Raw genomic sequence first — 19,292 nt, forward strand, 5'->3', positions numbered from 1 at the left:
CCAGCAGGCGCTGGTGGACTTGAAGGTGCAGTCTGCGCAAAAGTCCCCTTGGCCCTGGCCAAAAAATGTGGCACAGATCTCAAAAAACCCTTGCACACCGTATTTGGTATACCGTATGCTCGCTTCATGAAGCCGACATTTGCGCCCGTCGTGGAACGCAAGCTCAGTTCACACCTGTACCGCGAACTTGAAAACGCGATCGTGGACTGCTCGTTCGCGCCCGGCGCTCCTTTGAGTGATCGGGAACTGGCTGCCCAGTTCAAAGTTTCCCGAACCCCGGTGAGAGACACCTTGCACCTCTTAGAAGTGTCGGGTTTGGTGGAGCGGGGTGAGCGCACAGGATGGTTCGTTACCCAGATCAGGTCCCAAGACGTCGAGGAATTGTATGAACTCCGGTCTCTGTTAGAACCGGCTGGCCTTAGTCGGATTGTCGAGTGGAATGCCGAGGACCTGCATTACGTGGGCACCCTCTTTGATGACTTTGTTATGCCGGTTTCGCGGGACGACGTAGAGCGATACCTGCTCCGGGACGACGAATTTCATCAACTTATTATCCAAGGGACGCAGAATTCGCAGCTAATTAAGGCGTATCGCGTCGTGGACCGTCAGCTGGCGCGGTGCAAACGCTTTGTGTCCTATCAAGACAACTTGCGCCGCGAAGAGAGCCTACGAGAGCACCGAGCAGTCTGCCACGCACTGGCCGCGCGGGATCTCGACACGGCCCGCAGTGCCCTTATTCATCACATCTATGAAGCCAGAAATGCCCTTATGGGCGCCATCACAGCCTCGGTAGCGACGGCCAAATAGGTCATCGAACCGAACTCGATTCGAAGGAGCATCACATGTCCACACGTAAGACACCCGCAGTCACCACAGCTATTGTGCTCGCCGCCCTCCTGGCTGGCTGCGCAAACGGTGGCGCAGATGAAGAGCAGCCGGAGGGGGAGGGCGAAGTGGAAAGCCAAACACTCCGTATGGCCATTGGAGATCCAGCAGCTTCATCCGTCGGAGTCACTGCAGACCATTTCGCTGAAGAGGTCGCTGAGCGTACGGGAGGGTCTATCGAGATCGAGACTCATCCGGACGGAACACTCTTCGGTGGTGACCAAAACGCTGCGGTGAACCTACTGGGTAACGGAACTCTCGATTGCACCATCATTTCCACGTCGGTATACGCGTCGTTTGATGCCAGGATGAACGCAATGAGTCTACCGTACCTGTTCGATGATGAGGAACAGTTCACGGAGTACCTGCAGGGAGAACCGGGGCAAGAACTTCTCGACTCGCTCGAAAGTGAAGGCATCAAGGGTATCCAAATGTTGACCAGAACGCCGCGGCACATCACTAACTCTGTGCGTCCTATCGAGGAGCCTAGCGACTTGGATGGAATTACCATTCGGGTCCCTCAAAACGAGCTGTGGGTCAATTTCTTCGGGTCGCTAGGAGCGAACCCCACGCCTATGGACTTCACAGAGGTCTACACAGCATTGCAGACCGGGACAATCGACGCGCAGGAGAACCCGCTCGAAGTACCTGTAAATAACCGATTCTTCGAAGTGCAGGACTACCTCTCGCTCACTGAACACATCCGGGATGGTTACGTTCTAGGTTGCAATCAGGACCTCTGGGAATCCCTGGAGGCAGAACAACAGGAGGCTATGACAGAGGCAGCCGAGAACACTTTCGAGTTCAGAATTGAAGACGATCAGAGGGACGTGGAGGAGACTCTCGCCTCTCTGGAAGAAGAGGGGGTAAACGTCAACGAACTTACTTCTGAGGCGAAACAGGAATTCCAAGACGCAGCTGAAGAAGTATACCCACAATTCAGTTCTCTGGTCGGTGAAGAGTTCTTCGAGACGACGCTTGAGTATGTCGGAAGGTAACACGCCGTATAGCACCCCCGGGGGTAGCCCCGTGGAGCGGTTCGCCGAGGGGACGGCAGCCCATACCGTCCCCCAAGGCGAATCCCCCGAAAGGCTCGGTTGGATCTGGAAAATAGTCAACGCGTTGCTGTTCCTTGGGGTGACCGTCATGTTACTGAGTGTCGGCGCACAGGTGCTCACTAGGTACCTTGGGGTATCACTAACATGGACCGAAGAACTGACTCGCCTGGTCTTCCAATCCATGATGTTCCTAGGGATGGCTGCAGGTTTCCGCACCGTGGCGCACCCCCGAGTCGCCTTGTTAGTCGCCCGCGGGCCGACCTGGGTAAAAAAAGCCAGCGCCCATGTTTACGCCGTAGTCGGGGCCGCGTTCTTTATTGTGCTAATGGGAATGGCATGGCGTCTCGTTATGCAACAGATTAATTCCGGAGAATCCACCCCTTCGCTGGGAGTAAATATGTATCTGATCTCGATTGTTCTCCTGGGAAGTGCGGCTCTGGCTCTATTGGCTCATATTCAGACAGTTTATTTTTCGAAGGAAATGCGAAGAGCTATCGAGGAGGGTGAAATTACCGCATGAGTTTGACCCTTCTAGTCATCTTTGTCATTCTTTTTCTCCTGGGTGTGCCTCTAGCAGTATCTCTAGGTGTTGGAGTCATCGGAACAATGTTGATTTACGACATTCCGTTGAACTTGTTACCGCAGATGATGTTAAGTTCCATGAATAGTTTTCTGCTAGTCGCGGTGCCTCTATTCGTTTTAGCAGGAAGCGTTATGGCCGGTGGTGGTATTTCTGACCGAATATTTTCCGCCGCTCAGGTACTCTTCGGACGCTATAGAGGAGGCCTGGGTCATGTCAACATTGTCGCCAGCGCCGTCTTCGGAGGAATATCTGGATCTTCAGTCGCTGACGTCGTCAGTCTCGGAAAGATCGAAATCAAAGCCATGACTGACCGCAAATATCCACGTGCCTACGCGGCAGCGACGACTATGGCGACGTCAACTCTCTCCTCGGTTATACCGCCTAGCATTCTCATCATTATTGCAGCATCCACCGCGGGTGTTTCCGTGGGAGCGGCGCTGGCCGGGGGACTTGGACCAGCTGCTGTGCTGATTGTTGTCCTCATGGTCGTCAACTACATCGTCTCAGTGCGTAAGAACTATGGAGAAGTGACACGGACTCGATTCAAGAGGGGATTGGGAGTCGTGTTAGCGAGCATCCCGGCCCTTGGTGGACCTGTCGTCATTCTGGTAGGAATGTTTGGAGGCGCCTTCACTCCAACTGAGGCCGCCGCGATCGCCGTTTTCTACAGCCTGCTCGTCGGAGCTTTTGTATACCGGGATATGAAGTGGCGAGATATGCCAAAGATGATTGTGGATGCTGGCCTAACCTCTGGAACCATACTCTTCATTGCCATGGTGGCGAACGTGGCTACGTATATATTCACTATTGATGGGCTGCCTGCGCGAGTGAGCGATTGGGTGCTTTCGATGACGACGAGCCCCATTATAGTAATGCTGTTAATGGGTCTAATACTTGTATTTATTGGCACTGTAATGGATATAGTCGCAGCGATACTACTTACCATCCCTGTATTGATGCCTGCTGCCCTGGCCGCGGGCGTGGACCCGATCCATTTTGTTGTGTTTCTCGTAGCCTCCCTCTCGATAGGTCTGGTAACTCCCCCCGTTGGTGTAGCGCTCTTTGCGACGTCGTACGTGAGCAAACTCCCGATGGAGGTAATCGTTAGGGCGGCGGTGCCGCATTACACAGTCATGTTTGTGGCGTTGGCGATTTTGGCAGTCTTTCCAGAACTCATTACATGGCCGGCTGAATTGCTCACCGACCGCTGACTGGCGCCGTCGTCGTTTAGCTCTGCCCCTGTATAGCAAAAGTAAGGAATCAAAACAGTGAACATTTCGACGAATAGAACTGCAAGTAGCTACATTGCGGGGGGTTGGGTCTCTCCGGAAAATGGGACCATCCATGAGACGACTGATCCCGGACGTGGGGGGGCCGCCGTGGCCAGCTACACGCTGGCGACGCACGAGGACGCGCGACTAGCAATTACGGCAGCACGTGATGCCGCGTCAGCCTGGGGGGCCACCACCGCGAATGAGCGCATGGAGCTGGTCTACGCGTTGCTCGAGAAGTGGCCTACGCGGCAACAAGAGATGGCTGAAATTGTGACCCGAGAAATGGGCAAGGTGTTCAGCGAGTCATTCGGGGAAAGTTCTCGTGCCGTTATGGAAATGCGCTTTTGGGCAGGGGAAGCTCTTCGCCTGGGGGACAGAACATTCAGCAGCGTGCGCAGTAAGACTGACGCATACTCCATTAGACAGCCGATTGGCCCCGTCGCCGCCATCACACCGTGGAACTTCCCAATTCTGACTCCTATTCGAAAGGTCATCCCCGCACTGGTGTGCGGTTGCCCGGTGATCCTTAAGCCGGCGTTGGAAAGTCCGGGCGCATCCGTCATTTTGGCGGAGTTGCTCCATGAAATCGGGGTTCCGCCTGGCGTGTTCAACCTTCTACTCGGAAGAGGGCGAGAGGTTGGAGAGACGCTCGTGGGTAGCCCGGACGTCGCTGGTATCACTTTCACCGGTTCTACAGACGTTGGTTTGGGAATCGCTGCGACGGCAGCGCAGCGAAATGCCAGGACACAATTGGAGATGGGAGGCAAAAACGCAGCGGTCGTTTCTGCCGTCTCTGACGTGGAACGTGTCGCGAATGAAATTGCGACAGCTGCTTTCACTGCAGCCGGCCAACGCTGTACGGCGATCAGCCGCGTCATTGTTACGGAGGACTTGCGGAGCCGACTCGAAGAAGCTCTGGTCCACGAGGCGCGAGCATTCACTGTGGGATACGGGCTGGATGAGGGAAGCCGGATGGGGCCGTTGGTCAACGACTCTCAGTACACCCAGGTGCACCAGTACGTAGAGCAGGCGACAGGAGAGGGGGCGAAGGTCCTACTGGGTGGGCTGCCGTTGGAGGCCCCTGAAGTCGACGAGGGGAACTATTACCCTGCCACGGTGGTCACGGATGTGGCGCCTGGGAGTCCGCTGGCTGTGGATGAGGTATTCGGGCCGGTGCTGGCAGTGATCCCCGTAGCGGACTTTGATCAAGCAATTGCCGTGGCGAACGAGACAAGATACGGGCTGACCTCGGCTGTGTTTACCGACGATATGGATCTGGCGCATCGTTTCGTGACGCAAGTGCGCAGCGGCATGGTTCACGTCAACCACGGCACCAACAGCGAGGGACACATCCCCTTCGGTGGCGTGGCCCAATCCGGCCAGGGAGCCTACGGCATCGGAGACACCTCCAAGGAATTCTTCACCAACTTGAAAATTGTTTACCAAGTCTACGGCCAGGAGTGACGGACGTTCCCTAGTCTTCTTCGCAACTCGACAATAAAAGAAAGAGTGACTGTGAACTATTACAAACAGTTTTCATTTGAACTGCCGACCCGAATCGAGTTCGGGGTCGGACTTATCGAAAGTCTGGCCGAGCAAGTGACCGGTCTTGAAGCCCAACGCGTCCTGCTCGTTTCGGACCCTGGCCTGCTGGCTGTGGGGGTGGTAGACCGCGTCTCCGATATCCTGCTTGCGGCGAACCTCGACGTGACAGTATTCACGGAGGTGGAACCGGAACCCGATGCCGCAGGGGTAATGTTAGGCGCCAAGCTGTGCAAGGACGAGGGCCGTGACCTTGTGGTAGGCCTCGGTGGCGGCAGCGCCTTAGACACCGCCAAGTCCATTGCTCTCATGGCCAAAAACGAAGGTCACATCCGGGACTTTGCAGGTTTGAATGTACCCAGTGCACCAGGGCTGCCTGTCATTGCTGTGCCCACTACAGCTGGAACCGGCAGCGAGTGCGCAGTATGGTCCGTAATTTCAGAGAAGTCCCTCAACGTGAAGTACGGCATCGGGGGGCGCAATATGACGGCCACGGTGGCACTCTGCGACCCTTCCCTGCTAGTGAGCCTCCCAGCGCGCCTAACCGCCGGCACCGGGGTCGACGCGCTTGCCCACGCGCTGGAGTCCTACGTGAACAAGGCGACTCAGCCGATATCCGAAGCCCTATCGGAGAAGTCGATGGAGCTCATCGCGCAGTCTCTGCGGACCGCTGTGTATAACGGCGCGGATCTTCAGGCGCGCTCCGAGACGCTCATTGCATCCACAATGGCTGCCTGTGCTTTCGCGCCCACACGCTTAGGGCTGGCGCACGCTATGGCTATGCCACTTGGCGCGAAAGCCAAGATTCCTCACGGAGACGTCATTTCTATACTCCTGCCTGAGGTAATGAGATTCAATATGGTCGCGAATCTCGACAAGTTCGCCCGTATCGCCCGTATATTCGGCGTCGATACACGAAATTTGTCAAAGCGTGAAGCTGCCGCGGCGGGAGTGGATGCTGTAGCTGAGCTGGTCTCAGACATCGGCGCGCCCAACAGCCTTGCCGCCTATGGGGTGGCGGAGACTGACCTGGAGGAACTAGCGGCTGAGAGCATGGAGTCCGGAAACATAGAGGTCAATCCTCGGGCTACCACAGCAGGCGACTTGGTCGACATTATGCGGAGGTGCATGTGAAGGCGACCGACGGACGAACCCGGGACGATGCTGGTGGCAGCGTGCCTCACAACGAGAATCCTCTGGTCAGCTCCGTAAGGCTACAGGGCTACTGCGCCTCTATCCTCTCGGCAGCTGGGCTCCCGGACGCGGACGCCCGCATCGTGGCCTCGTCCCTGGTTGACGCGAATCTGCGGGGTGTGCATTCCCACGGTGTCAGCCGCATACCGATTTACGTTGACCGGCTTCGCCGTGGACTGGTCAACACGGACCCGCAAGTCAAAGTCGTCCGAGAGGCTGGCGGCACGCTCGTAGTTGATGGAGACAATGGCATGGGCCAGGTGGTGTTGCAGCGGAGCCTGGAGTTGGGCTTGCAACGAGTTCCGGAACATCGAACGGTCTCTGTAGCTGTCCGTGGGTCCAACCACTACGGGTCGGGGGCGTACTTCGCCAGGCAGGCGGCCGCCTCGGGCTTGGCGATGTTCCTTTACGGCAACGCCCCCGCTACGATGGCTGCCTTCGGCGGCCGGGACCGGTTCCTCGGTACTAACCCTTACACGTTTGCGGTTCCCGCAGGAGACCGAGAACCGATGGTTTTGGATATGGCTACCAGCGTGGTGGCCCGGGGCAAGATTATCGCAGCAGCACAGTTGGGTTACCCAATCCCGGAAGGTTGGGCTGTGGATGAAAACGGGGTAGCCACCACCGACGCGGAAGCAGCCCTGGCCGGCAGTGTCCTCCCCTTTGGAGGGCCTAAAGGGTATGGGATTGCTCTTATCGTGGAGGTCATGGCCGCGATGTTTTCTGGTGCCCACTCCGGCCCGCAGGTGGGAGACCTCTACGAGGACCTCGACCGCCCCCAGGGGGTAGGTGCCTTTTTCACCTTGCACGACATTGAAGCCTTCGTTCCGGCCAACGAGTTCGCGGAACGTATGGAGTGGTTGTACGAGGCCATCAAGAAGAGTGGGCCTCCAGACGGAGAAGTGCTGCTTCCCGGCGAGTTAGAAGAACGGGCAGCACAACGACAATTGCGAGAAGGCATTGCCGTTCCCCCCGCAGTCATCGCGCAGCTTGAGGAACTCTCGCCTGAGTCGTCACCCGTGACTTCCCAGACCGATGGTGCCCACGGAAGGAAGTAGAAATGAATATCGTGCATCTTTACCCAACAGCGTCGCAAATTCCCGAGAAGCTGTTAGCTCGGGCTCGCTTGTTGCAGGCTTCCTTGATAAGTGACAGTCAGGAACGAGTCCAGGGAGGGGTGGGCATCGCCCCCGTAGGGGACTGCCTCGATTCACTTCGCGGAGCTTCAATGGTCGGGACAGCACTGACGGTGCGTACCAGGCCCGGTGATAATCTCGCCGTGCACCAGGCACTTGAGCTGGCCCGCCCGGGTGACGTGCTGGTCATAGACGCGCGCGGTGAGGTTACCAACGCGATACTGGGGGAACTCATGACGTTGTACGCCGCCTCGCATGGTGTGGCTGGCATAGTGGTGGACGGCGCTGTCCGTGACCGGGCCGACCTATCCGAAGGCCCGATTCCTGTCTTCGCCAGGGGCGTCTCGCACCTGGGACCCTACAAGAGTGGTCCCGGAGCCATTCACGGGCCCGTTACCCTCGGTGGGGCCGTAGTCCACGACGGTGATCTCGTCGTGGGAGACTCTGATGGTGTCGTATTCGTATCCCGAGCTCGGGCAGAGTCCGTGATAACCGCGGCAGAGGAGGTCGTCACCAGCGAAGCAAGGCAACGCGAGGCGATCAGTCGTGGGGAATGGGACCGATCTTGGATCGAAGCCGCGGTGAGCCTGGTCCCTGTAGAGAATGCGCCCCGCCATGTCTGAGAACCACGTCTTCGTCACCCGCCCTCTGTCGGCGAAGGTCATGCAGGAGGCCCGGAGGTCGCTCCCGGTGACCCTGGAGAGCCATCCCAGCAAGCATGTTCCTCCGAACCGGAAAGAACTCCTCAATGGTTGCCGGGGCGCAAGTGGACTGATCGTCATGCTCACCGACCGAGTCGACGAGGAGGTATTGGACGCAGCGGGGCCCCAACTACGGGTCATTGCGAATGTGGCGGTGGGCTTCGACAATATCGACGTCGAAGCTGCGGCGCGACGTGGGATTGTGGTCACTAATACCCCCGGTGTGCTCGATGAGGCTACCGCAGACCTTGCCTTCGCCCTTCTTCTTGCGACGGTGAGGCGACTGGTCGAGGCTGATCGCTTTGTGCGCGCCGGGAACCCGTGGATCTGGGGCCCACAGAGCTTCGTTGGACTTGATATCAGCGCCGGTGCCACTCTTGGCATAGTTGGACTGGGCCGCACCGGTATGGCGGTGGCTCGCCGCGCGCACGCGTTTGGTATGAGAATTCTTGCTACGGGAAGCCGAGCCTCGTCGGCAGAAGCTGCGGAGCTCGATGTTGTCGCCTCGGACCTGGAAGGATTGTTGGAGGCCAGTGATGTCGTAAGCCTCCATTGCCCTCTGACTGCGGACAACCGCCATATGATCGGCCGGGCGCAGTTGGACTCCATGAAGCGGGGCAGCTTTTTGATCAACACAGCGCGCGGGCCGTTGGTTGACGAAGAAGCGCTGGCGGACGCGCTGGATAATGGGCATCTGGCAGGGGCCGGACTCGACGTCCATGAACACGAACCGCAGGTCAATGCCCGACTTCGGGAGATGGAAAAAGTGGTGCTGCTTCCCCATGTTGGCAGCGCCGCAGCCACCACCCGCGATGCCATGGGGGCGCTCGCCGTTCGAAACGTGACTGAGGTGCTCTCCGGTCGAGAACCTGTGAGTCCGGTAGGCACCCCGCCGGGGTAGGGTGACGTGGCGGGTCTCTGCTTGGAACTTGGCGGACTGGTGGTCGAGAGGCGGTAGCGCTCCACACGACGCAACATACTGAAGTCGGGACTGCGGGCGGTGAATTGCATTGTTTGAAAGCGGCATTTTTGGCGATGGTGCCCCTGCGGCGGCCCTCTCTCACAGGCGGATCGAGGTGCGGGTGCCCGTCGGCCAGGGTTAGGGAACGAATCGCCGAATTTCCGACTCCCGAAGTCGGAGTCGTAGGCACTCAATCCGGCAGTTAGGCACTGAGTAAGATCTAGGCCGGAGGGCAGTCGTGTGGTGCTCGCTCCTATTCCGCGAATGTCCCCAGGACGCTCTTATGACGGTATTTCGTGCCTCGCGGCTCTGGACCTGGAAGCTGATGCACCGTCGTTCCGGCGCGGATGCAGATGGTACGCCCTCCTGCCACTCGGTAGTCTTCTCATGAGAATGTCTTGAATCTACCCCGAAAGACGGAGATCCTCATGACTGACCCGGTTGGACCCGAGCCCGGAGCCCACCAGAGACCGCGCTGGGTGAAAATAGCAGGACTGATCGTGCTGGCAGTGGCGGGTCTTCTGCTGCTGCTCTGGGTCATCGGTGGACCCGGTGAGCACGGGCCCGAGCGGCACAGCCAAGCTGCCCCCGCCGGCGTCTCAGTTCAGAGCGCGGATTACGGGCTAGTGCGGTGAGTCCACGCCTGCGCAAGACAATGCTGCTTGCGCACGTGGGGTGCTCCGTCGGTTGGCTCGGAGCCGCCGTCGCCTTCCTGGCGATTGCCGTGGTGGCACTGACCAGTTCAGATGGGCCTACGGTCCGTGGCGCTTACCTGGTGATGGAGCAGGCCGCGTGGGTCGCACTGGTTCCCTTAGCGGTGGCGTCGCTGGCAACGGGGATCGTTCAGTCACTGGCCACGCCATGGGGACTGTTCCGGCACTACTGGGTGGTGTTCAAGCTCGTGCTCACCGCAGGGGCCACCGGGGTGCTGCTGCTGTACATGCAGACATTCCAGTCCTTGGCCGAGGTCGCGGCAGACCCAGGTGCAGACCTCCAGGCGGTGCGCAGCCTCTCACCGGCGCTGCATGCCGCCGGGGGACTTCTGGTGCTGCTGGCCGCACTTGCGCTGGGAATCTACAAACCGCGGGGCCTGACCCGCTACGGCTGGAGCAAGAAGCATCAGCAGCCGCCAGCAGCGGAGGGCTAGCTTGCCTTGGTGGGCCGGGTGCCTTCCAGGAACTCCACTTGGATGGGGGAGAGTTTCAGCCGGGTGCGGTCGTAGACAATCTGGGCCGCACGCATCCGCCCGTTGGACTTATGGTCGGTGTACTCCTGGTACTGCGCGCAGACCCATTCAGGGTCACCGTCGGCCAGCATGCGGCCCTGCTCAATCCAGATCACGCGGGTGCACATCTGCTTGATGGTGCCCAGGGAGTGCGAGACCAGGAACACGCAGCCAGCCTGAGCGCGCACCTGGTCCAGGCGTTTCTTGGTTCGTGCCCGGAACTGGGCGTCCCCGGTGTTCAGCGCCTCATCGATGAGCAGGATGTCCGGATCCACGCTGGTGGCGATCGCGAACTGCAGCCGCGAGGCCATCCCGGAGGAATACGCCTTCAGTGGCATATCCAAAGCATCCTGGAGCCCGGAGATCTCCACGATCATGTCGAACTTCTTCTTGGCCTCCTTCGGGGAGAGCCCCATGGCCAGGCAGCCGAGCTTGATGTTCTCCCGGCCGGAGATCTGGCGCACCAGTGCCGCGTTGACCCCCAGCATGATCGGCGTGGAGGTGGCGTAGACCTCGCCGGAGGTGGGGCGGATCTTGCCGGTGAGCAGTTTCATCAGCGTGGACTTCCCGGAGCCGTTGGTGCCGATGACCCCCACTGTCTCCCCGCGGTTGACCACAAAGCTGAGTTCGTCCAGGGCCGGGATCTCGGACCAGCCGGAGCCCAGGGCGCGCTGGAGGTGGCGGCCGATGCGTTTGGTGGAATTGCGGTACTCCGTGTTGGAACGGATGCGGTAGATCTTGGAGGCGCAGTCCACTGCGACCGACACCCGCTCCGGGTCCACGGTCTCCACCTGCGGAGCGTTCTGCGTCAGCGGCTGATCATCCCAGGCGATCTCTTCGATCGCCTCAAATCCGAAGCCGTTGTCGAACGCCTCAGGATCCAAGTCCAAGCCGTCACCGGTGGCGCCGTTGCCGCCGGGCCAGGTAGCCCGTCGGGGGGTGTAAGGGGAGGTGGGGGTGCTCATATCGCGCGTCTCAGCGCTCCCGTCCGTAGGTTTCTTCCCCGCGCCAGAAAATGATCATGCCGATCGTCATCGCGCCGACGGCCCATCCGCCCAGGACGATCCACCGGAAGGGCTCACCCAGGCCGTCATAGAGCCAGGCGTCGCGGATGATGTCCAGGATGCAGAAGGCGGGGTTGTAGTACATGACCGTGATGATCCAGTCATGACCGCGGTCGGCGAAGCGGTCCACGCTGAAGATGACCGCCGAGGCGTAGAACCAGAGCCTGACACCGATGGTGATGAGGTGTTTGACGTCGTTGTAATTGGCCACCACCCGGGCCAGGATCAGGCTCAGTCCGGTCATCACCAGCAGACCCAGGAAGATGGCTGGGAAGAACATGAGCCATTTCCAGTCAAGGGTGATGTCCGCTCGGCTCATATCAGCGATCTGATAGTCGCCGATGAAGTACACCAACACCGCCATCACCACGAAGGTGGGAACGGTGGCGAAAAGCTCCCGCACGGTGGAGGAGATGGGCAGGCAGGCACGGGGGAAGTTGAACGCCTGAACCACCTGCTGATTGCCAGCGATCGAATTGGACCCACTGACCACCGCACCCTGGATGAAACGGAAGGTGAGCACCCCGATGATGAGGTACCCGATGAAGTTCACAATCCCGCGGTGGGTCTCCAGGATGTAGCCGAAGATGAAGAAGTACACCGCCGCCTGCAGCAGCGGGTTCATCACCATCCAGAAACGCCCTAGGGAGTCCAGGTTGTTCTGGGAGGAGGTCCTGGCGTGGGCGTCGTACTGCAGGAAGTGCCGGAACGCCCAGATATTGCGGATGTAGCGCAGCAGACCCGGCCGGGCTCCGACTCGCACCAGCTGCTCGCCGTCCATCTGGACCACCCGCTGCGGTCCCAGCTGAAAACTGGGCGTATGCCGTTCAGCGGCAGGTGCTGCCATGAGAGTCCTCCCGGGGTGAAGTGCGCGCCTCGCACACAGCGGGGCAAAGCGGGGACCAGTCTACCAGCGGGCCCCACGGCGCCGGCGGAGGCGAAGTGAGCAAGTGATGTCCGGCTCTTTCATTGCGCCACGTGTCACGAGTCTGGGCCCAGGACGTTCTCGGTCTCTAGAATCGGCTCATGCCCTCATCCTCCACTGGCGCGCCCACGGACACTACCTGGAATCCGACTCATTACTTGGCGTTCGCCTCAGAACGCACCCGTCCGTTCGTGGACCTGCTGGGCCGGGTGAGCCTGCCCAATGCGCGCACCGTGGTGGACCTCGGCTGCGGACCAGGCAATGGGATGCCGGTGTTGCGGCACCATTGGCCAGCCGCCCACATCACCGGGGTCGACTCCAGTCAGGAGATGCTGGACAAGGCACGCGAATCCACCCGCGACGACGCCAAGATCACCTATCAGCGCGCAGATATTCGCGCGTTCGCCACGCCAGAGCCGGTGGACCTGATCGTCTCCAATGCGGCGCTGCAGTGGCTGCCGGATCACCGCGACCTGCTGCCGGGCATCCAGCGCTCCATTGCCCCCGGGGGAGTTCTCGCGGTCCAGGTGCCGGGGAATTACGCTGCGCCCAGCCACCGGCTGCTCTATGAACTCTCAGGGCGCAGCCCCTATGCCGAGCATATTGACCCCTCCACACTGCTGACACCTACTGCCGGGGTCATTGACTACATGCTCGATGTCAGCGCAGAGGGCTGGGAGGTCGAGGCGTGGGAGACCACCTACCAGCACGTGCTGCAGGGAGAAGACCCGGTCTTCGACTGGATTTCCGGCGCAGCGGCCCGCCCGGTGCTCTCCGCCTTGCCGCCGGATCTGCTGGAGAAATTCACCGCGGAGTATAAGGCGGCGCTGAAAGAGGCCTACCCGGAAACCCGGATCGGGACCATCCTGCCGTTCCGCCGCATCTTCTTCATCGCACGCCACACCGGCTGAGACTCAGCTCAGCCGGCCTCCTCACTCGCTGGAGAGGTCGGCGGCGGAATCGGCTTCTCCCAGTACTGAGCGCGCAGGCTCAAGACTTCGGTCAGTTCCCATATCACCCGGCGTCGCCTGCCGAAGGCGGGAAAGCGGTGGACCAGCGCGCTGGCCCACGGGTCGGCGTCCAGCACCACAGCGCCCGCGGCGGAGTCCAGCTGCGGGGTGATGAGGTCAATCCCCACTGCACCGAGCCCGGGAATCGACTGTGCGGCACCCTCAGCCAGAGTCCGCAGCTCGGCAGAGACCATCTCGGTGACATCAAACGGCAGGCCCCCGGCAGTCAACCGGCCATCCTCCCGCAGCAGCCGCAGCTCACCGGTGTCCAGCACCGTCTCGCTGGTCAGGGGTTCCGGCAGCCGGGCGAGCACCGTGCCTACGCTGGGCAGCGTGGAGTTCAGCAGGGCGTGCTGCTCCCGGTGGGCAAAGCTGGCACGGACCAGGTCCGCCACCGTGCTTGAGCCATCTCCCATGACAAACAGCGGGACCCGCACTGCGGCGGCGTAACAGGTGCCACCGACCACGAAGAATCGCACGAGGAGCCCGTCATGGAAGGGCTCCACCACGATGTCCTGTGAGAAGCGGGCGTCCCGCGGCTTCGCCCGCACCGCACGCTGCCAGGCATCAGCAAAATCTGCCCCGGTGACCTTCAAGCTGACTCCGCGGGCCCGCCGCGCACCGTCAGGTTTGACCACCCACAGCCCGCTGTTGGCCACACGCTGGTGCGCTTGGTCAGCGTCCGTGTAGGGCTGGCCGCCAGCCACGGGTAGCCCAGCGGCGGCAGCATAGCTCTGGGTCAGGGTCTTGCTGGCACAGGCCTCGGCCGCCTGATCACTGACCAATGTGGTCATGCGCTGGTACCGGCCGCCGACAATATTGCCGTTGTACAAGAAGGCCGCGTAGGACCCCGGGAACTGATGCACCGGCATGCGGTGCCGCCGAAGCCCGTAGTCCATGGTGTCGTTGTGCCGCACCAGCCGAGAAAATTGGTTCAGCTGATCCCACGCGGGTTGGACGTGATCGGTGATGAACGTGCCGATTGGTCTCTGGGCATCAGCAGCGGGGGATTGAACTGGCACGATGCACAGCCTAATAGGCATTGGCGCTAAAGTGGCGGTGATGACCTCTTCCACACAGTGGCGGCGCCGACTCGGCCGACTCCGCCAGCGAGTGACCGGTGCGGACCTGGAGGCATTGCGCACCCAGGTCGCAGAACTCTCCGGTGAGCTCAGCACCGTCTCCGCTCAGCTTTCCCGCACCGGGCCTGAGCAGGTCCGCGAAGTAGATGTGGCGATTGTCTCGGACTTCCGGCTTCCCGGCGGGACCACCGCTTCCATAGCCGAGGAGACTCGCGCACAGTCCGCTGCTGGAATCTCCACTGCATTGATTCACGCCCAGTCGCAGATCACCACCACGGTGACAGGCTTCAGTCAGCACATCATGGGGGTCGCGGACTTGCCCCGGGTCCATATCGTCTCCGCCCGGGCGGCGCTGCACGCCCGGTTGGTGATTGTCCGGCACCCCACGGTGATACAGACCAGCGCCACCGCGTTTCCCCGCCTGACTGCAGACCAGGTAGTTCTTGTCGCCAACCACCCAGCAGTGGACGCCGACGGCACGTGGCAGTATGACGTGGCCGCCGCTGATGCCGCCGCGCAGCGCTTCTTCCACCAGGTGCCCGAGTGGGCACCGATCAGCCCTGTGGTGCGCGCCAGCATCACCGAGCAGCCCGCACCAGAGGTGCGCCTGGCAGAGCAGGACTGGGTCAACGTGTTCGGCCGAGAACTGGTGACGACGCCGCGGACCGGTTTCGTCGCCGACCGGCCGGTCATCGGCCGTCACTCCAGGCCCCAGAAGGAGAAGTGGCCAGATACTGCGGAGGCGATCCTCAGCGCCTACCCGGAGGACCCCACGTACCGGGTGGAGGTCCTGGGCGGGGCCGATGTGCCCGGAGAGATCCTGGGCAGAATTCCGCAGGCTTGGTCGGTGGCTCCGTTTGGCGCCGAGGCGCCTGCCGATTTCCTGCAGCGGATCGATTTCTGGGTCTACGCCCACCACCCGCAGTGGAGAGAGGCCTACGGCCGGGCGATCATGGAAGCGCTCGCAGCCGGCTGCCTCGTGGTGCTTCCTGAATACCTTCAAGAGATCTACGGTGACGCCGCCTGCTATGCCGAGCCCAGTGAGATCAAAGCTGTGGTGGACCGCTTCTGGCGAAATCCGCAGGCGTTCGTGGAGCAGTCCCGGCGCGGTCAGCAGTTCGCGGTCGACCACGGCCCGGGCCGGCACCTTGAGCGGCTGCGCTGGCGCGGGGTGACACCGTGACCGGCGCCCATGCGCTGCAGCCCACGGCCGCATGTGGAGTCCTAGGGCGGATGACCCCGGCACACCGAGCTCGGGCGGACCGCATGGCGGAACTGGCCGAGGCCGAGGGCGTCACCTGGCAACCCTCCTCCCTGCTTCCCGGTCTGAGCCTCCGGGTGACGAATACCGCGGGGGTGCAGCGCACCGAACGCAGCCTCAGCGCGGCGTGGAACGCCGCCGGTCACCTTGACCCCGCGCTGCTGGACCAGGCCTGGGAAGCGGCGGCGCGGGAAGCCGATGTGTGTGGACTGCGCACCTACGCCCACGGGGCCGGCACAGTCCACGGCAGCGTCTCCGGCTGCCAGGTGCTCTATGTACAGGTCGCGGACTCCGCGGTGTTCTTCTCCACCCGGCTGCGCTGGCTGGCCGAAACGGCTGAGACTCTGACCGCGGACTGGCAGGCATGGAGTGAGATCCTGGCCTTTGGTGCGCCATTGGCAGGACGGACCACCTTCCAAGAAATCCACCGCCTGATGCCCATGGAGTACGCCGAAGTCACCGACTCCGGGGCGGTGCACCTGCGCCAGCACCACTGGCCGTGGGAAGACTACGCCCCGCAGGCCTCCGCAGACCTTGCGGAAGTCACACGGGAGACTGTGGAAGTGATGGCCGCCCATATGCGGCCGCATCTGGTCTCCACAGGAGCCGGCGCAGCCGCTAACCCGATGCTCTCCGGTGGCAGAGACTCCCGCATGCTGACCGCGCTGGCGGCCCGGGAGAGCCCGGACCCCACCCAGTTGACCGCATGGTCCACCAGCTCTGATGCTGGCTCCGCTTTGGAAGAGCTGGTTGCCGCTGAGGTGGCTGAAACCCTGCATGTGAAGCACCGGATCGTCACTGGTCACTACAGAGCCTTCGGGGAAGACTTTGCTGACTACGCCGAGGCAGTGGACTACCAAGCGTCCTTCCACTTCTGGCTGATGCCGGTAGTACGTGCCCTGCGGGAGACTCCTGGGTCGATCTTCGACGGGATCGGCGGCGGAGTGCTGCTCGGGGGAGGGTTCGCCGACCCCGCTGACGCTGCCCGCCGGACCCGGCGGGACCTGATGAGCAGCCGTATCCAGGCTCGCTCCCGGTATCTCACCGAGGCGCAGAAAGTGCTTCAGCACGGGGTTGCGGGCGCCGTCGCAGACCGTGCCCAGAGTGGGGCGTGGCCGACCGCGGAGCGCTATGCGGATCACCCCAACGCCCACACCCTGACCTCATACCTGCTCAGGACAGTGCCCGGAATCGCACCGGCACCGGCGAAGGTGCTCGGCGGTGCGCAGCTGACGGTCATGCCCATGGTGACTGATCAGGTCGCGGGACTGGCGCTGCAGCTGCCCCACCATGCGAAAGCTGACGGTGCCTGGTACCCGCACCTGCTCCATGCGGCAGACCCACGCTTGAGCGGCATGCCTACCGCTGATGATCTCACCGGCACCCGGCACCACAAGCGGCGGATTGCCAGCCGGGAAGGCGCGCGACATCTGGCGGGACTGGTGCGCAACGGTCCGGCCGCCGGGCTTCTCTCCGCTGAGCTTGCTGCTGCAGATCCCGCTACCGGCGCCGGAGTGGTGGTGTGGCAGAGGCTGCTGAACAGTCAGCGCTCCCAGCACTTGATTCGGGGTCTGGCGCTGCTGAGCCTGTGGCTGGACCAGTACGGCACCATGGTCGATGACCCCGACCCGCGGAGGATGCGTCATGCCTGATAAGCCGGTGGATACCACGTGGGTCGGTACCCGGGTGCTGCCTGCGGCCCGTCGGCTCAAGCGAGCCGGCCGGCAGCTCGGGCGCCGGGCCCGCAGCGCTGTGGCCCCGCGGCTGGGCAGCCTGGGTGCTGTCCCGCTCAACGTCACCACCATTGGATTGACGGCCGCCGGGTCTGGTAGTGGGCAGGTGGGGCGGTGCGGCGTCGTCGTGCTGAGCGTTCCGAAGGATCCCCAGATTCCTGCGCAGTGGCGGAAAATACTGATCGAAGCTGAACAGCACAGCGTGCCCACCGTGCTGATAGTGGACTCCGTGCAGGACCTGGAGCACCCGTTGGCCGCCGTTGTCACCCACCTGATGACTCCGGAGCCGACAATGCTGCAGACCCTGCGTGATTTTGCCGGGGCTGAACGCACTGCCGTGCTGGACCCCCTGGCCGGGAAGCGCGAGCAGACTCATGCGCTGTTCGCGCTGACCCGGGTCCACACACCGGTGGAGCCGAACGCTTAGACCACGCCCCGGGCCCGGTAGTAAGCGGCCGCCCGCGGATCCGCCAACAGCGGGCCGTGCACCTGCAGCACGTTCATCCCGGAGTTAATGTTTGCCTCCAGGATCACCGGTCCCTGTTCGGTGATGATGATGTCCCAGCCGATGTACTCCATGAACGCCAGCCGGTGGGCAGCATCGAGCACCAGCTTCTTGGTCTCTTCCCAGAAAGGCACCTGGTGGCCCTGGATGCGGGCACCGGAATCGGGGTGCTCGGCGAACCACTGGAGGTCATTGCCCTCCGGCAGCTGGGCAGCCGCGGAGAGCTTACCGGTCTCCAGGTCCACATTGGCGGAGAGTCCACCCTTGGTCCAGTTGTCGATATGCCCGGAGCGTACTGAGCCGATCCGCTGCGAGGCCCGGGCGATGAATGGGGTGTGGTCATCGGTGACATCAGGCATGGTCAGCAGCCGGATGGTGTTGGTGGAGTGCGGGTTCAGGTAGGCCTGAGACTCATGCTGGGTGATCGCCGCCTCGAACAACACCGGCCGCGGGAAGTCCCTCACCCACTGGGCCATTTCCTCGATACTGCTGGGCTTGCCGTCCAGGCGGTACTTACCGTCGGCGAACTTCATGGACCGCACACCATTGGCTTCGGCCCCGTGGAGTGGTTTGACGAAGATGTGGCTGCGCTCGGCCAGGGTTTCGGTGAGGAACTGTTCCACCGGAATGCGGTTGCTGTGCGGAAACGGGTGGACATGGCCGCGGGTGTGCAGACCCAGCAGGTCGACCACATCGGTTTCCAGTCCCAGATTCTTCACCAGCAGGAAGAAGGAGAATTTATTGTTCAGCACCTCCTGCAGGTGCGGGTTGACCATCCGTTTGGTGCGGAAGTAGCGCTGAACATCGTTGATGTAGAGCGAAGGGTCATTGTCAGGCAGCTGATACAGCGTCACTGACCGGGAGAGGAATCCGCGGCGCCACCAGTCGGGCTTCCGGTTGCCCCATTCGGTCTCCCAGCGGAATTCCTTGCGCAGGAACCGGCGGGCGGCCCCGAACTGGCGCCGGCGGTAACGGTAGGTCTTAGCAGTGCGCTCCGGAATCCCCAGCGGGTCTTTGACGTTCTCCAGCAGGCGCTGGGCCAGGCGTACGGGGTAGGGGGGCTTCTTCGGGGAAGGGGCCAGGTCATGAGACATATCAGCGATGGTACCGGAGCAGCACCGCCGGGGGTGTCAATTAGTTTGTGTACCGGGTC

The 19,292-nt window shown here is 61.7% G+C and carries 19 protein-coding genes; 15 read left to right on the forward strand and 4 right to left on the reverse strand.

The genetic code is table 11. The features are described from left to right. Positions 1-126: 126 nt before the first annotated feature. The 11 genes from FEF27_RS05010 to FEF27_RS05060 all read left to right on the forward strand — a co-directional run bounded on the left by FEF27_RS05010 (position 127) and on the right by FEF27_RS05060 (position 10,481). Positions 127-807: a GntR family transcriptional regulator gene (locus FEF27_RS05010; protein WP_138169747.1), complete on the forward strand. Its 681-nt coding sequence runs from the start codon at positions 127-129 to the stop codon at positions 805-807. A 35-nt stretch (positions 808-842) separates the two neighbouring features. Then, positions 843-1,883: a DctP family TRAP transporter solute-binding subunit gene (locus FEF27_RS05015; protein WP_138169748.1), complete on the forward strand. Its 1,041-nt coding sequence runs from the start codon at positions 843-845 to the stop codon at positions 1,881-1,883. Between the two features lie 31 nt (positions 1,884-1,914). Further along, complete coding sequence (locus tag FEF27_RS05020) at positions 1,915-2,463, forward strand: TRAP transporter small permease (RefSeq protein WP_166429915.1); 549 nt, start codon at positions 1,915-1,917, stop codon at positions 2,461-2,463. Then, complete coding sequence (locus FEF27_RS05025) at positions 2,460-3,737, forward strand: TRAP transporter large permease (RefSeq protein WP_138169750.1); 1,278 nt, start codon at positions 2,460-2,462, stop codon at positions 3,735-3,737. Before FEF27_RS05020 ends, FEF27_RS05025 begins: the two co-directional genes overlap by 4 nt. Before the next feature lie 57 nt (positions 3,738-3,794). After that, complete coding sequence (locus FEF27_RS05030; protein WP_166429916.1) at positions 3,795-5,264, forward strand: aldehyde dehydrogenase family protein; 1,470 nt, start codon at positions 3,795-3,797, stop codon at positions 5,262-5,264. A 51-nt stretch (positions 5,265-5,315) separates the two neighbouring features. Continuing rightward, complete coding sequence (locus FEF27_RS05035) at positions 5,316-6,476, forward strand: iron-containing alcohol dehydrogenase (protein WP_138169781.1); 1,161 nt, start codon at positions 5,316-5,318, stop codon at positions 6,474-6,476. Further along, positions 6,473-7,594: an Ldh family oxidoreductase gene (locus tag FEF27_RS05040; RefSeq protein WP_166429917.1), complete on the forward strand. Its 1,122-nt coding sequence runs from the start codon at positions 6,473-6,475 to the stop codon at positions 7,592-7,594. Before FEF27_RS05035 ends, FEF27_RS05040 begins: the two co-directional genes overlap by 4 nt. A 2-nt stretch (positions 7,595-7,596) precedes the next feature. Next, positions 7,597-8,295: an RraA family protein gene (locus tag FEF27_RS05045; protein WP_138169753.1), complete on the forward strand. Its 699-nt coding sequence runs from the start codon at positions 7,597-7,599 to the stop codon at positions 8,293-8,295. After that, positions 8,288-9,274, forward strand: coding sequence for a 2-hydroxyacid dehydrogenase (locus FEF27_RS05050; protein ID WP_138169754.1), 987 nt, complete (start codon positions 8,288-8,290; stop codon positions 9,272-9,274). Before FEF27_RS05045 ends, FEF27_RS05050 begins: the two co-directional genes overlap by 8 nt. Before the next feature lie 488 nt (positions 9,275-9,762). Further along, the gene (locus FEF27_RS05055; protein ID WP_138169755.1) at positions 9,763-9,969 is read left to right on the forward strand and encodes a hypothetical protein; all 207 of its coding nucleotides are present in this window, start codon (positions 9,763-9,765) and stop codon (positions 9,967-9,969) included. After that, positions 9,966-10,481 carry a DUF2269 domain-containing protein gene (locus FEF27_RS05060; RefSeq protein ID WP_138169756.1) on the forward strand — a complete coding sequence of 172 codons (516 nt, stop codon included), beginning with the start codon at positions 9,966-9,968 and terminating at the stop codon, positions 10,479-10,481. The genes FEF27_RS05055 and FEF27_RS05060 overlap by 4 nt, the downstream gene beginning before the upstream one ends. Here the strand turns inward: FEF27_RS05060 and FEF27_RS05065 are convergent. Both FEF27_RS05065 and FEF27_RS05070 read right to left on the reverse strand, forming a co-directional pair. Next, positions 10,478-11,524, reverse strand: coding sequence for an ABC transporter ATP-binding protein (locus FEF27_RS05065; RefSeq protein ID WP_138169757.1), 1,047 nt, complete (start codon positions 11,522-11,524; stop codon positions 10,478-10,480). The genes FEF27_RS05060 and FEF27_RS05065 overlap by 4 nt on opposite strands. Before the next feature lie 10 nt (positions 11,525-11,534). After that, a complete protein-coding gene (locus FEF27_RS05070) occupies positions 11,535-12,470 on the reverse strand; it encodes an ABC transporter permease (protein ID WP_138169758.1) in 936 nt (311 codons plus the stop codon). Between the two features lie 179 nt (positions 12,471-12,649). Between FEF27_RS05070 and FEF27_RS05075 the strand changes: the two genes are divergently transcribed. Then, positions 12,650-13,459, forward strand: a complete 810-nt coding sequence (locus FEF27_RS05075; protein ID WP_138169759.1) for a methyltransferase domain-containing protein — start codon at positions 12,650-12,652, stop codon at positions 13,457-13,459. Between the two features lie 8 nt (positions 13,460-13,467). On the opposite strand, the gene FEF27_RS05080 is transcribed toward FEF27_RS05075, so the two are convergent. Further along, positions 13,468-14,580: a hypothetical protein gene (locus FEF27_RS05080; protein ID WP_138169760.1), complete on the reverse strand. Its 1,113-nt coding sequence runs from the start codon at positions 14,578-14,580 to the stop codon at positions 13,468-13,470. A 40-nt stretch (positions 14,581-14,620) separates the two neighbouring features. Here FEF27_RS05080 and FEF27_RS05085 point away from each other — a divergent pair, with 40 nt between their 5' ends. From FEF27_RS05085 to FEF27_RS05095, 3 genes are read left to right on the forward strand one after another with little or no spacing between them, the layout of a single operon-like run. After that, entirely contained in the window at positions 14,621-15,823 is a 1,203-nt protein-coding gene (locus tag FEF27_RS05085; protein ID WP_138169761.1) for a glycosyltransferase, read from the forward strand. A 50-nt stretch (positions 15,824-15,873) separates the two neighbouring features. After that, on the forward strand, positions 15,874-17,553 hold the full coding sequence (locus tag FEF27_RS05090; protein WP_138169762.1) for an asparagine synthase-related protein: 1,680 nt from the start codon (positions 15,874-15,876) through the stop codon (positions 17,551-17,553). After that, positions 17,546-18,061, forward strand: coding sequence for a hypothetical protein (locus FEF27_RS05095; protein ID WP_138169763.1), 516 nt, complete (start codon positions 17,546-17,548; stop codon positions 18,059-18,061). The genes FEF27_RS05090 and FEF27_RS05095 overlap by 8 nt, the downstream gene beginning before the upstream one ends. Here the strand turns inward: FEF27_RS05095 and FEF27_RS05100 are convergent. Then, the gene (locus FEF27_RS05100; RefSeq protein ID WP_138169764.1) at positions 18,058-19,233 is read right to left on the reverse strand and encodes a sugar-transfer associated ATP-grasp domain-containing protein; all 1,176 of its coding nucleotides are present in this window, start codon (positions 19,231-19,233) and stop codon (positions 18,058-18,060) included. The two genes, FEF27_RS05095 and FEF27_RS05100, sit on opposite strands and share 4 nt — an antisense overlap. Between the last annotated feature and the right edge of the window lie 59 nt (positions 19,234-19,292).

Source organism: Nesterenkonia sphaerica, from assembly GCF_005771565.1.
In the GTDB taxonomy this organism is placed as follows: domain Bacteria; phylum Actinomycetota; class Actinomycetes; order Actinomycetales; family Micrococcaceae; genus Nesterenkonia; species Nesterenkonia sphaerica.